This window comes from Brasilonema sennae CENA114 (assembly GCF_006968745.1).
GTDB classification, from domain to species: Bacteria; Cyanobacteriota; Cyanobacteriia; order Cyanobacteriales; family Nostocaceae; genus Brasilonema; species Brasilonema sennae.
On record NZ_CP030118.1, the window covers coordinates 4657648 to 4671515 of the forward strand.

Here is a 13868-nt window from a genome sequence, read left to right on the forward strand (position 1 = left end):
TTAACAACCAACCCATTACTATACTAATGCAAACTCTAGCCCCCACAACCAGCCGCCCTCGTGACGTTCAAGTTGCTAAAATTGCGACTCATACTTTAGTTTTGCGATCGCGCACTTGGGAACGCCTCAAGTTTGAAGTTGAATACGCCCGCCAAAAAGGAACAACAGCGAATTCCTATCTCATACATGCTGATCGTACTGCTTTAATTGACCCTCCAGGCGAGTCTTTTACCCAGATTTTCTTAGAAGAACTCAACAAACATCTGGATTTGACGCAATTAGATTACATAATCCTCAATCACATTAATCCTAACCGGATGGCTACCCTCAAAGTCCTCCTCGAACAAGCACCCCAAGCTAAAATTGTCTGTTCTAAACCAGGCGCAAATGTTCTGAAAATGATTTTCCCTGAGTGGGAGTCGAAAATTCAGCTAGTCCGTTCCGAAGACACTCTAGATTTGGGGCAAGAACATCAACTGCAATTCGTGACTGTACCGACTCCCCGTTGGGCGGATGGAATGTGTACTTACGATTATGCAACCCGTATTCTCTACACTGACAAATTTTTTGGGGTTCATGTTTGTAGCGATGTTGTTTTTGATGAGGATTGGAAGCAACTGGATGCGGATCGCCACTACTATTTTGACTGTCTCCACGCCACCCAGGCAAAACAAGTCGAAGCAGCCTTAGAGAAATTAGCACCCTTAAAAGCCAAATTTTATGCACCTGGTCATGGTCCGATTGTTCGCTACAGCCTCAGTCGCTTTACCTACGATTACCGTCAATGGTGCCAACAACAGAAAACCCAGGAATTGCGAGTAGCCTTGCTTTATGCGTCTGCTTATGGTAATACAGCGATTTTAGCACAGGCGATCGCCCAAGGGTTAATTCAAAATGGGATTGCAGTCGAACTTATCAACTGCGAACTAGCAGAACCAAGCGAAATTACCCGTGCAGTGGAAGCTTGCAATGGCTTCATTATCGGTTCTCCTACATTAGGAGGTCATGCACCCACTCAAGTTCAAACAGCCTTGGGAATTATTCTATCAGCAGCGACGAAAACTAAACTAGCAGGAGTCTTTGGTTCTTACGGCTGGAGTGGTGAAGCCACCGATTTGATTGAAAGCAAATTGTTGGATGCCAATTTTCGTTTAGGGTTTGAAACTATCCGCGTTCGCTTCAGTCCCACTGAGTCCACTTTACAGCAGTGTCAGGATGCGGGGGCAGAATTTGCCCAAGTCTTGAAAAAGAAACAAAAGCTGCGTACACCTCGCCAAGCTTTAACAGAAGCGCAAATTGACAGAACACAACAAGCCGTTGGACGGATCATCGGTTCTCTTTGCGTCCTAACTTCTCGACGCGGTGACAGCCATAGTGGTATCCTCACCTCTTGGGTCTCTCAAGCGACTTTTAATCCTCCTGGTTTGATGATTGCGATCGCTCAAGATCAAAATGCCGATGCGATTATTCATCCTGGTGATCAATTTGTCCTCAACATCCTTAAGGAAGGACGCAACCTGCGGCGATACTTTTCTTATCGCAGTACCCCAGGAGACAATCCCTTTGCTGAGTTGGCGACTCAAAGTGCTAACAACGGTTGCTTAATTCTTAGTGATGCCCTCACCTATCTGGAATGTACTGTCCAACAGCGGATGGAATGTGGCGATCGCTGGTTAATCTACGCAACGGTAAATGAGGGCAAAGTCTTAGAAGCGATAGGCGTGAGTGCGATCGAGCACCGCAAATCAGGTAGCTAGTGACATTCTCCCCACCGCATAGGCGGACTCTTGAATTCCGCCGAAATGCGTTAAACCTGCCTTGAAAATAGAGATCCAAACCACGCAAACCAGACGTGCATTAGCTTATTTTCTGGTCGTCTTTTACAAGAACTATCAAACATAAACAGCTAAATAAGAGTTTGACTGGATTCAAAGCGCCACTTTTTAAAACAATAAAACTACCCAATCCCATCAAAACAAAAGGCACAAGATAATTACCGTATTGAGTGACAGTTTCAGCTATTCCTTGTTGATTTGTTAGTTTGTATGCGGAATAGCACCAAACTCCTATTAGCAAAAAGAATACGACTATAATTACCAAAAAACTTCCGAAATCACTACTAGCAAATAATGGTATGTAGACACTAATGTTATCGCTACCGTTAGCAATGGTGACAGCGGCTACACTGTAAGTCTGAGGGGAAATAAAACTAGCAAAAGTCGAATCTTCTGATTGTTCCGTTTCTGCTGCTTCTTCTTCTGAATCTTTTTCTGGGTTCACCAAACTACTAATACCTATAGCAAGAGGTATTAAACCTAATAATCCAATCCAGTTTGGCGATAAGATCAATCCACCAAAGAAACCGGGGAGACTGGCAATGACAAGTGCTGTAAAACCAAGGTACTGACCAAGAATAATATGCCTACGAGTGAAGGTAGAATTAACCTGAGAAAAAAAGAGCAAAAGGATAATAATATCATCAATATTCGTGGCGGTGAAGGCAACTATTCCCCTGCTAATTCCAGAGACTAACCCACTCATATATATATCATGATTTTATTTTTTATATATAATTTATAGGCTTGATAACATCATATTTTCTTATCAATGACCATAACTCAACTTTGGACGGCTTTCACGGAAGCTGTTATTGCCTTCGTTGCTACCAATATTGATGATATCCTTATCCTGGTGCTATTTTTCTCACAAGTAAATGCCAATTTTCGGCGACGACATATTGTGTTTGGTCAGTACCTTGGTTTTACAGCGATCATCATTGCTAGCTTACCAGGATTCTTTGGTGGCTTGTTCATCCCGCGAGAATGGATTGGATTCCTGGGATTACTACCGATCGCAATTGGTTTAAAGCTATTGGTGAAAAAAGAACAAGAAACTACGCAAGTTCAAACAGTAACCACTGATTTTCACTCCTCCTCACATAGTAACCCCATACTGTCTTTTGTGTTGAGTATTTTGCATCCCCAAACTTATCAAGTTGCAGGAGTAACATTTGCTAATGGCGGTGATAATATCAGTATTTACATACCCTTATTTGCTGGTAAGAGCTTTGCTAGTTTGGGAGTAACTTTATGTGTATTTTTTGTCTTAATAGGCGTTTGGTGTGCTGTTGCTTACCTATTGGCTCGTCAAAGAGCGATTGCTAACATTTTAAGCCGCTACGGTAGAGCCGTTGTTCCTTTTGTATTGATTTGCCTTGGTCTTTTTATCATGTATGAAAGAGGAACATTCAGCTTGATATTACACTCCTACAGGGGAAACTAACTTGTAACTCGCCATGAGCAAGATTGTGTAAATGATAAACCGCAGTGGACGTTGAGGCGCAAGTTGGCAAAGTTTAGCACCAAGCAGTACCCCAGGTACAGAGCCTAACCATATTGGTAAGACCAAACTCCAGTCAACTGTCCCAAGGGTGAGATGTCCCAAGGAAGTGAAAAATAATAAAATTGCGGCTTGTGAAATATCTGTACCCACTAACTTACGGGTCTCTAGCTGGAAAAAGGCAATCAGTACCAATGCAAACATCGAACCGGAGGAGACACTCGTTAAACCAACCAAACAGCCTAGAACTGCTCCCACGCTCATTGCATAAACACAACCAAGCTTTGTTGTCAAGTCAAACTTTGGTAGCTCTGGTAATTTCAAGTCAGGGAAAAACCATAATACCAGCAGTTGTGTGAGTGCTAACAAACTCATAAACAAAATCATCATTCCAACCAAGTGCAGCAGGATGTCGTCTAGGTTCTGCTCCCCTGTTTGTTTGATGAAATGCAAAATTCCTACCCCAAAAAGCGATCCGGGAACGCTGCCAAATGCCAGCCACTTCACCACTTGCACATCGACGGTTCGTTGCTGCCAGTGCTTATAGCCGCCGACAAACTTCATCAGCGTGGCAGCCACAACATCAGAACTCACAGCAATGGAAGGAGGAACCTGGAATAAAAAAATGAGCATTGGCGTGATCAAAGATGCCCCACCAATGCCTGTTAAGCCGACGACAATACCAATAAAGAAGCTGAATACGGGTAATAATGAGTAATGCATATTGCTGTTCTAGAAAGGGTTAAAGGTGTTTTATCTCTGACCGGAAGTCAGCTTGGTAGATGCAAACCCCTTTCGCTTGACAAATACAATAATTCTATGTCCTTACCGTACTTTAACTCAAAAAGTGAGCGAACGTCTAGCGTAATGGCACAGATGAACAAGAGATTATTATTTACACAGAGAATAAATGAATTCTTGAGTTCTTTTGTACTGTGTTAATGGGATGTAGTCAAAACCCGTTGGTAGGAAGGAAGAGTTGTCTAGTAGCTTTCGCTATCTTTCTTGGGTTACTTTGGATCGTCCAATAATTTTCCTTGCTTCTTCTTCAGCATTCGGGGTCGTGCGCCGAAGTAAAGTATATGTAGTGGTAAGGTCGATTCTTTGCCCAATTTGCAGGGTTTTTAGTGGACTAAGAAATTCAAGCTCCACGAAAGCATCTGGAGCGGAATTGGTATAAATTTCAGCACTGCTTTCCTGATCAGGATAACTAACCGCAGGTTCTCTGGGTGAGTCAATGCGGACTACAACTTTTTCTCCAACCCATAACAACGTACTCGCATCACAGCCTATCTTGTGGGATTTTTTTGGATCACGTGTCAATGAGAGCATCCCGTTTTCCACCTTTAAGTTGGCTGGTAACTCCTCGGATTGTCTGTTATATCCTTGAGGAAAAATCGAAGCTTGGGGTAGGGCAGCGTATACACCCACTGGATCACGCAACTGTGTAATCACCCATACCGCAACGTCTTTTGGCTTGCCTTTGACCTTTTCATAAGTTGTAGAAATAGTCATCACAGGTTTTTGTGGATGGAGTCGAATCCTGCGGTAAGTCCGAATGCCGTAAAGTGAATCTATAGGAGAAATGAGCGTCACTTCGCTGCCGTCAACCTTTGCCTGAAGTGGTATGGAATCAAAACCTGTCGGTGGAGGCCAATCTCGCCCCATGATTTTTGTCCAGTCAGACTGAGGTGCAGGCCAAGTTTTATCACCCCCGAAATTAACCCATTTTTCTGGCTTGGGATTGGGGGCTTTGCCAAACATTTTCGGATTTTCCCAGAATGTACCTTCTCCATCTAGTAATCGAAACTGCATAACCCGCCCGATTGCTGGTACTATAACTGCTTCTACTTGACCATTACTCAAAACCCAGGAGTCTCGCCAGCCTTGGTAATTAGTCTTTACTACCGTGATTTTTGCATATTGTGATGGAGCTTTTTGGTTCGGGACATTTGCAGTGACTTGTCCCCAACCTACGATAAAAATCGTTAGTAATAAAGCGAAGCAAAACAGATTCCACGTTTTAGTCTTCATCGTTTATCCTTCGGCGGTTGCACTCCCGCTACCAAGAGGCGAATACGATAAACACCCTGACCGGCAGTGATGTAAAGTGTTTTGTAGTCTTTATTACCCCAAGCCAAATTTGTGACTACCTCTGGTACGAGAATTTTACCCAGAAGTTGACCTGTTGGCGAGAAAACCCACACCCCTTCTGAACCGCTACAGTAGATATTGCCTTGGATATCTACCTTCATGCCATCGGGTACACCTTTGTCTTTCGGTCCAGTTAACTCTGCAAAAACCCTGGTGTTAGTCAATGTGCCATCTGAATTGACCTCGAAAACACGGATGTGTCCTTTTTCAGAATCACTGACGTAGAGTTTTTTCTCATCAGGAGAGAAAGCGAGTCCATTAGGACGCACCATCTCTTTGTTGAGCAAACTCAAGGTTCCATCTGGTTTCAAACGATAAATACCATAAAAGCCAAGTTCTTCCTTCTCCTTACTAATACCATAGGGCGGGTCAGTGAAGTAAATGCTACCATCTGACTTGACTACAACGTCGTTTGGGCTATTGAGACGCTTATCCTGGTAGCGTTCAGCCAAAACGGTTATTTGACCGTTTTTTTCTGTCCGTACAAGCCGGCGCTCATGTTCAGCAGTAATTAACCGTCCTTCCCTATCGAACGTATTGCCGTTGGGATTGCCAGCAGGACGACGATAGATGGAAATTTTACTGTCAGTTGTCCACTTATAGATAGTATTAGCGGGAATATCACTGAAGAGTAAAAAGCCAAGCGGATGCCAAAGGGGTCCTTCTGTAAACTTTAAACCATCAGCCAACTTTTCTAGCTTGGTGTTGCTGCTCATGATGGTTTGTAAATTAGCGATCGCTTTTCCCTGACTTTGTTGTACAGTCAAAATGCTCAGTAATAAACTGTAGGCAGCTATTCGCAAAGTAAATTGTTTCACAATCACCTACCTTAAGCCAACTCAGATCTTCCACCATACTTTTCGTCCGCCAATAAATAAATTTCTTGGCTCAAAGTCTAAGTCCGTTAAAACGGACTGGGTAAGTTTTTGAGTCCGTTTTAACGGACTTGGGTTATTAGCCTTGAACTTCAGTTCAAGGCGTATCAGCCGGAGGTGCAAGATCCGAGCCAACAAGCATTTGATTCGTTTCTTTTGCATAAAAATTTGTTATTTGCTTCTTTGATAGCGGTTTTGATAATCCCGTGATTATAGTGATGGAACAAGTTTTCTTACTTTACCATCACTCTTAGACGTCACATAGATTTCTCCTGCTTCGTCTATGCCAAACCGGACATCAGAACGTTCACTGCCAACGATTTTGAGAAAAGAAGTTTCTCGTTTGCCGTCAAAAAGTCTGAGTTCTTTTATCTTTGCCTGTTTACCATTAACGAGTTGATTGACAGGCACATGAAAAAAGCGTCCATCATTGCAAAAGTCCGCAAAAATATATTGACCTACCAATTCTGGAATCGCTTTGCCCCTGTAAACATAACCGCCAGCGATCGCCACCGCATAGTAGCCTGACCAATTAGGTGGTTTGTCATGCTCATATTGAGCAACAGGATATGTGTAACCATAATCAGCATCATTTTTAGGTAATGGAAACAGGACATTCTCATTTTTTTCATCAATCACCCAAGTTCCTTCACGGTTTCCCCATCCGTAATTAGCACCTTTGATGCCAAGATTCACTTCTTCGATAAAAGCTTGACCAATATCGACAATCAACATTTTGCCTTCGCCACCCATATCCCAGCTAAAACGATGGGGGTTACGCAATCCATAAGCCCAAATTTCCCCTAGTTTTTTTGGACTAATATTTGGACTACCATCTTTAACAAAAGGATTGTCCTTGGGAATGCCATATTTGCCATTAGCACTATTATTGCCGAAAGGGTTAATACGGAGTATCTTACCAAGGGGAGTGCCGAGGTCTTGTCCATTATTTAGAGGATCTGTATCGCTGACAGGAAAGCCATCGCTCCCACCATCTGCTACTGCAATATACAGCATTCCATAATCTGCATTTCCAGGTTTAGGATTAGGATTGAAGCTTAATTGCCCTATATTATGATCTGGGTAGGGTTTTTCAATACGAAGGATTTCCCGAAAAGTTCCAGAAAAAGTATTAGCAGCAGGATTGGTAGCTTTCCACTCGCGAATCACTTCGTGATGAGAACTTTCTATAACCTTGCCTTTGCTATCAAAAATGGTTTTCGTGACTGGAAAATCAGGAATTCGATTATTTTTTTCTTCGCTATGTATAGTGTAAAAAATTCCATTTTTAGCAAACTCTGGATGAAACGCAAAATAGGAAAAACCCTGTTGTGAAGTTTCATCGCTAAAGCCTGGGCAAACTAAATTTTTTAAATTCATGTATACAGAAGCTTTCTCGTTCAAAATGACATAAAGCTTGCCACGCATATCATTAACAAATAACCTTCCACTACCATCACCTGCATGAGTCAAAAGATTCAATCGCGCCACTCTCTCGCGTCCTGCTCCACTTATGGGAATTTGCACAACTTCTTTAAGCCCCACACGGAGATTTGATTTTTCAATTTTGACGGGAATGGGGTTTGTAATCTGGGCAGAGGAAATACTTGAAAAAGCCAAAATTGAAAACAAAACAGAGCAGATACAAAAGAAAATATATAATTTTTTCATCTTAGAGGATGTTCGGAAGATCAAAAAAAGCCCATGTAACGGTATTCTGTCAGTATAAACAAATGCGACAGCCTTACACGAGCCATGTCTAATATCTTACTACTGAGCTTCCACTACACCACTACAAAATTGGCAGTTTGTCCCAAGCGATCGCCCGTACCAACAGCGTTTATAATTCTCATAAAGAATTCGGACTCATTGTAGACTACATCGGCGTTACCAAAAACCTCACCTCAGCACAACCAGCTTAGTTCCTTAGAACAAGCCTCCCTTGCCATTGACAAACTTTATTCCAGCGATGAAACTGCCCCTTCCGGCTGGCATTTCAAGGAACAATTACGCAAAGAACTGCGCCAAAAAGTTCGCGCTTTGGTGTTTCACCTCAAGCTAGAAAATTGGAAAGATATTCCAAGTAAGGTGGATGAGTATGCGATTAAGCACTATGCAAAATAAGATATATTAAAGTCTTGGCTGTCTAAAAAGGAAGCTTGAGACAATAATATATTTAATTCTGACACTAATACTTGATTGCACCAGTATAATGCTTTACCAGTCTTTTTATCCAATTCCCTAACCTTACAAACTAGTAGTGAATTAATCACATATAACTGGCTAATAATGTGAAAATAAAAACTTTCAGTTTGTCTCCATTCATTTATCTCTTCTATCCCGAAATCCGGAAAAGAAATTTGAATAAAATATATTAAATTATTATATTCTTTTATTGCAGATGAAAAATTCTTTTTATGCAGATCTATATAGATGTCACTCGAATATAGTTGTTCTTTCTCTATTAGTAGGTTTTGGATAAATTTATATCTATCTTTACTATTATCTTCTATATTTTGTTGTTTTTCTGATTTATAACTCTGTTCATTATAAAGATTATCTTTTAAAGAAGTTATTATTTTTTGATTTTCAGAATTCTCTTCTTTTAAAGCTTGAATATCAGATTCTTTTTGAGCAATCTCGTTTTGAAGATGCTTTAGCGAACTAGTATATTTAGCTTGTAATACGCTAACTTCTCGCTCTGTATCGCTTAACTTCTGCTTGACGAAATTAATTTCATTTTCTTTAGAACTTATTTGAGATTCTAGACGGTTAATAGCTTGAATATCAGATTCTTTTTGACCAAGCTCGTTTTGAAGATGCTTTAGCGAAGTATATCTAGCTTGTAATGCGCTAACTTCTCGGTCTGTATCGCTTAACTTCTGCTTGACGAAATTAATTTCATTTTCTTTGGAATTTATTTGAGATTCTAGACGGTTAATAGATTGAACTAGCTGGCTGTTTTCCTGTTTGAGTGATTGATTCTCTTCTACAGCTTTATCTCGCTCCTTGATTAATAATTGAGTCGTCTGAAGAACTAAGTCCCATGTAGCATATTCGAGGTCTTCTCTACCTACAGCACCACCTAGTTCTTCAATCAATGCTTTTCTGTTAGCTTCTAACTCCTTATTTTTATGCTCCAAAATAGTATTCTCTGCGCGTATTTTTGTTGTAAGTTCTACTGCTTTATCGCGCTCCCACAACAAATTAAGAATTTTTTCATCTAGCTTCCAAACTTTTTGTTGAAGAGATTGATGGTTAACAAGAATAACCTGAAGTTCTGCTTCCTGTTTGTTTGAATTAGCTACTATCACAATTAAAGTTTTTATAATTAAATAAAAATGTCTTATGTCCCCAAAATTATCTGTTTTATCTATTTTTGGTAGCAAAATTAAATCTTGATTGCTCTTGTTAAATTTTCGGTAAAAAAATAGCAAGATTAAAGTTAGAAAAATAAGGGGTAGAGACAATATCATGCTAAAAACCATTTTACTTAATTATTTAAAGTAAATAGGACATTATTATTGTTCGCATGCTGACATTTTGCATCAATAAAAATTGATGGCATTGAGTCACTCAGTATTAAGCTATAAGTCTTTATTTAGCGAGAAAAGCCAATAAAAATCATGTATTTTTATGCACCTCTTTTTATATTGTACGGTTTTATACGGAGAGGTGCAAGATCTGAGCATGGGTACTGGTCTAATAATTAACACTTAGGAGTTTTTGTATTGCTATGCCTGTCCTGCAAATCGGTCAAACCAGCGATCGCTCCTAAAATCTTGCTTTTGCTCAACATTTGTCTTTTACCTCTACGAACTCAGATAGTTTTGGGACGGAAATTACGCAAGCGCAAAGCATTAGTCACGACAGACACTGAACTAAAAGCCATCGCTCCTCCTGCAATGATTGGGTTGAGCAACCAGCCAAAGATGGGAAACAAAATGCCAGCAGCAATAGGAATTCCAGCAACGTTGTAAATAAAGGCAAAGAAGAGATTTTGACGTATATTACGAATCGTGGCGCGGCTGAGTTGAATGGTGGTGACAATGCCTTGCAAGTCTCCAGAAATTAAAGTGATATCGCTGGCTGCGATCGCGACATCTGTTCCTGTACCAATCGCTATCCCCACATCTGCTTGAGCCAAGGCAGGTGCATCATTGATACCATCACCCACCATCGCCACAATAGAGTTTCTATTTTCCCTCTTCTTGTCCACAAGAGACACCTGCGCTCGTCTTCTTCTCTCCTCTGCTTGAAGAGATTGAATCACCTGTGCTTTTTGGTCTGGTCGAACTTCGGCAAAAACGCGGGTAATGCCAACTTCACGGGCGATCGCCTCCGCAGTTTTACGATTATCTCCCGTCAACATCACTACTTCTAAACCGAGCTTCTGTAGTGCTCTGACAGCAGCTTCACTGTTATGTTTTAGGGCATCTGCAATACCCATCAATCCTTGCATTTCGCCATCTACAGCAATCCAAATCGCAGTTTTCCCAGCAGCTTCCAACGCAGCTTTGTGTTCTTGGAGGGTATCAGTGTTAATTTCCAGTTCCTCCATCCAGCGTTGTGTCCCTATTTGGACAAGGTGGTTGGAAACAATAGCTTGCACGCCACTCCCGGCGATCGCTTCAAATTTCTGCACGTCACTCAAATCTACCTGCTGTGATTGAGCATATCTCACAACTGCTTCAGCTAAAGGATGCTCAGAATTTCTCTCAACTGATGCGGCTAGGTGCAGAAGTTTTAACTCATTACTATCCCTAGTACCGTTGACGGTAACATAGTCGATAACAGTGGGTTTACCTTGAGTCAGAGTTCCAGTTTTATCCAGCACAATCGTCTGAATTTTGTGTGCCAGTTCTAAGCTTTCTGCTCCTTTGATTAAAATACCGTTTTCTGCACCTTTACCTGTACCTACCATCACAGAAGTGGGGGTAGCTAAACCCAAAGCACAGGGACAAGCGATAATCAACACACTAACTGTGGTGATCAGGGCAAATGTCAAGTTGCCGATGATGTAAAACCAGATGATGAAGGTGGCGATCGCAATACCAATAACCACTGGTACAAACCATCCCGTCACAGAGTCTGCTAATCGTTGAATGGGTGCTTTTGAGCCTTGAGCCTGTTGCACGAGTTGAACAATTTGAGCCAAAACGGTATCTTTTCCTACTCTCGTCGCCCGGAACTGAAAGCTACCAGTTTTATTAATTGTCGCTCCTATAACTTCGTCTGGTGGCTGCTTTTTCACTGCGACACTTTCGCCGGTAACCATTGATTCATCAACAGTAGAAGCGCCTTCTATCACTTCTCCATCAACAGGAATTTTGTCACCTGGACGCACCAAAATCACATCACCAATCTGAACTTCTTGAATGGGAACATCAATTTCCTTGCCATTGCGGATAATACGGGCATCTCTTGCTTGTAAACCAATGAGTTGGCGAATGGCATCACTAGTCTGACTCTTTGCGCGATTTTCAAAAAGTCGCCCCAGCAGAATGAGTGTGATGACAACCGCTGCTGTTTCGTAATACACCTCTGGCATTAAGCCTTGATTGATCAAGAAGTTAGGGAAAACAGTTGCAAACAACGAGTAGAAAAACGCCGCACTCGTACCCAGTGCAATCAGCGTATCCATTGTTGCTGTGTGGCGCTTCAAACCTTTCCAGGCGTTTACATAGAACCTATATCCACACCAAAATTGTACAGGTGCAGTCAGTGCTAATTGAAACCATCCCTGAGACAGCCAAGCAGGAATCAAGGGTAGCTTGAGTCCTGTCATCATAGACAGCGAACCCAACACAAGTATGATACTGACAACGCCTCCTACCCAAATTTTACGGGTGAGATCCTGTTCTTCAGCATTCCGGGAAGCTTTCTCGGCATCCGATTCTCCTGTCAGCATTTCTTGTTCTTGGAGTGAGTAAGCTGAGTATCCTGCATCCTCTACAGCTTGTTGAATCTTCTCCAAGCTGGTTTTTCTCGGATCATACTTGACACTAGCTTGTTCTGCACCAAAGTTGACATTAGAGTCAATCACTCCAGGAACAGAACGAATTGCTTGTTCAACATTTCTGGCGCATGACGCACAACTCATGCCTCGTAGTTTGAGTGTGAGGGTATCCATTTCACAAACTCCTTTGCACCCTTGAGAGTAGTAGATATCAAAAATCAGGCAACTGTATATCCAGCTTGTGTAATCGCTTCCTGAATTGCTGTTTGAGAAGCGTTAGTTTTCACGGACACAATTTTGGTTTTGGGATCAGCTTGAACTGTTGCATTGGCATCAATAGCTTGAACTGCTTTGGTGATAGTGTCTGCACAAGCAGAACAAGCCATATTGGGGACTTGAAGTTGTAGTGTCATAAAGGTAAATGATTGATTATTAGTGGTGTGTAGTTACAAACAACCAGGACTTACGCACGAACAACGTAATCATAGTCATTGCGACCTCTGGGAAGCAATCGCAACCCACTGTTTTTAGTAGCGCGTGCGTAAGTCCTAACAACGTGTTTCGTTTTGAATCTATCTTAAAATCTCTAGTCAACTGGAGAGTCAAGAGGATCTTTTTCTACAGCGTTTACCCCTACACCCCTACACCCTTACACCCCTTTCTTGGTCAATCAATCCACTGGACATCCTCTAATTCGGCACCGTTAACGCTCTGCCATTATCTTCAGGTTTCAACGAGAGCAAAAATGGCACCGCTTTTTCTACCCACTTCTTGAGTGGTGTAAATAGGGCTGCATCCTCGCCGTAGCAAATTTCTAGCATCTTAGTGTAAATGATGCCAGGATTGAGGGGAATTGCTGCCATGCCAGCAGGTAGTTCTTGCGCAAGCGTACGCGTGAGTCCTTCGATTGCCCACTTAGAGGCGCAGTAAGGAGCAACTTCCGGCGAGGTCGATCTCCCCCAACCCGAACTGAAGTTGACAATAATCCCTTGCTGGCGTTGAATCATCGCTGGCACGAAGTGACGAATCACATTAGCAACGCCTTTGATGTTAACATCAATTAACTGCGAGAATTCATCCGATGGTATTTTCCACAAGGGTGCTGGATGATTCATTAAAGCGGCATTGTTGATCAATAAATCGGGCGAGCCATAGGTTGCGAGAATTCGCTCGACCCATGCTTGCACAGTTGATTCGTCCGCAACATCGACAGAGGTGAAATCATGAGGAGCAGCAAAGCGCTGGCATAATTTTTCCACAGCTGTGGTTGAGCGCGTACACCCAATCACCGTATGTCCTCGTGCAATAAACTGTTCGGTCATGGCTAAACCTAGACCGCGACTCACGCCTGTTATCACTATCTGCTTGGTCATCTAGATATCCAATCGCGTTTTTTATTTATAGCAGGGAACAGGGAACAGGGAACAGTGAACAGTAAACAGTAAACAGTGAACAGTAAACAGTGAACAGTAACAACTGATAACTGATCGCTGGTAACTGGTAACTGGCGACTGCTATATGTAGAAGTTTAGCAGTGATAT

11 protein-coding genes are annotated in these 13868 nt (G+C 41.9%); 2 read left to right on the forward strand and 9 right to left on the reverse strand.

What is annotated here, in order from left to right; genetic code table 11:
• Positions 1 to 26: 26 nt before the first annotated feature.
• The gene (locus DP114_RS19580; RefSeq protein ID WP_171976908.1) at positions 27 to 1757 is read left to right on the forward strand and encodes a diflavin flavoprotein; all 1731 of its coding nucleotides are present in this window, start codon (positions 27 to 29) and stop codon (positions 1755 to 1757) included.
• A gap of 100 nt (positions 1758 to 1857) precedes the next feature.
• On the opposite strand, the gene DP114_RS19585 is transcribed toward DP114_RS19580, so the two are convergent.
• The gene (locus tag DP114_RS19585) at positions 1858 to 2541 is read right to left on the reverse strand and encodes a cadmium resistance transporter (protein ID WP_171976909.1); all 684 of its coding nucleotides are present in this window, start codon (positions 2539 to 2541) and stop codon (positions 1858 to 1860) included.
• 72 nt (positions 2542 to 2613) lie between these two features.
• Between DP114_RS19585 and DP114_RS19590 the strand changes: the two genes are divergently transcribed.
• The gene (locus DP114_RS19590) at positions 2614 to 3282 is read left to right on the forward strand and encodes a cadmium resistance transporter (protein ID WP_171978238.1); all 669 of its coding nucleotides are present in this window, start codon (positions 2614 to 2616) and stop codon (positions 3280 to 3282) included.
• On the opposite strand, the gene DP114_RS19595 is transcribed toward DP114_RS19590, so the two are convergent.
• The 8 genes from DP114_RS19595 to DP114_RS19630 form a co-directional block, all read right to left on the reverse strand.
• Entirely contained in the window at positions 3259 to 4062 is an 804-nt protein-coding gene (locus DP114_RS19595) for a sulfite exporter TauE/SafE family protein (RefSeq protein ID WP_171976910.1), read from the reverse strand. The two genes, DP114_RS19590 and DP114_RS19595, sit on opposite strands and share 24 nt — an antisense overlap.
• A gap of 273 nt (positions 4063 to 4335) precedes the next feature.
• On the reverse strand, positions 4336 to 5373 hold the full coding sequence (locus DP114_RS19600) for a hypothetical protein (protein WP_171976911.1): 1038 nt from the start codon (positions 5371 to 5373) through the stop codon (positions 4336 to 4338).
• Entirely contained in the window at positions 5370 to 6311 is a 942-nt protein-coding gene (locus DP114_RS19605; RefSeq protein ID WP_216669922.1) for an SMP-30/gluconolactonase/LRE family protein, read from the reverse strand. Before DP114_RS19605 ends, DP114_RS19600 begins: the two co-directional genes overlap by 4 nt.
• A 267-nt stretch (positions 6312 to 6578) precedes the next feature.
• On the reverse strand, positions 6579 to 7988 hold the full coding sequence (locus DP114_RS19610; protein ID WP_246162592.1) for a PQQ-dependent sugar dehydrogenase: 1410 nt from the start codon (positions 7986 to 7988) through the stop codon (positions 6579 to 6581).
• A 491-nt stretch (positions 7989 to 8479) separates the two neighbouring features.
• Positions 8480 to 9757, reverse strand: coding sequence for a hypothetical protein (locus DP114_RS19615; protein WP_171976913.1), 1278 nt, complete (start codon positions 9755 to 9757; stop codon positions 8480 to 8482).
• A 431-nt stretch (positions 9758 to 10188) separates the two neighbouring features.
• Positions 10189 to 12501 (reverse strand): heavy metal translocating P-type ATPase, encoded by a 2313-nt coding sequence (locus DP114_RS19620; protein ID WP_171976914.1) that lies wholly within the window; start codon positions 12499 to 12501, stop codon positions 10189 to 10191.
• A 44-nt stretch (positions 12502 to 12545) separates the two neighbouring features.
• Positions 12546 to 12740: a heavy-metal-associated domain-containing protein gene (locus tag DP114_RS19625; RefSeq protein ID WP_169266941.1), complete on the reverse strand. Its 195-nt coding sequence runs from the start codon at positions 12738 to 12740 to the stop codon at positions 12546 to 12548.
• Between the two features lie 276 nt (positions 12741 to 13016).
• Positions 13017 to 13700: an SDR family oxidoreductase gene (locus DP114_RS19630; protein WP_171976915.1), complete on the reverse strand. Its 684-nt coding sequence runs from the start codon at positions 13698 to 13700 to the stop codon at positions 13017 to 13019.
• Positions 13701 to 13868: the final 168 nt, after the last annotated feature.

Excerpts from the sequence above, each read along its gene's own strand:
- DP114_RS19580 (WP_171976908.1), top strand. The coding sequence starts at position 27 with ATGCAAACTCTAGCCCCCACAACCAGCCGCCCTCGTGACGTTCAAGTT.
- DP114_RS19585 (WP_171976909.1), bottom strand. The coding sequence starts at position 2,541 with ATGAGTGGGTTAGTCTCTGGAATTAGCAGGGGAATAGTTGCCTTCACC.
- DP114_RS19595 (WP_171976910.1), bottom strand. The coding sequence starts at position 4,062 with ATGCATTACTCATTATTACCCGTATTCAGCTTCTTTATTGGTATTGTC.
- DP114_RS19600 (WP_171976911.1), bottom strand. The coding sequence starts at position 5,373 with ATGAAGACTAAAACGTGGAATCTGTTTTGCTTCGCTTTATTACTAACG.
- DP114_RS19620 (WP_171976914.1), bottom strand. The coding sequence starts at position 12,501 with ATGGATACCCTCACACTCAAACTACGAGGCATGAGTTGTGCGTCATGC.
- DP114_RS19625 (WP_169266941.1), bottom strand. The coding sequence starts at position 12,740 with ATGACACTACAACTTCAAGTCCCCAATATGGCTTGTTCTGCTTGTGCA.
- DP114_RS19630 (WP_171976915.1), bottom strand. The coding sequence starts at position 13,700 with ATGACCAAGCAGATAGTGATAACAGGCGTGAGTCGCGGTCTAGGTTTA.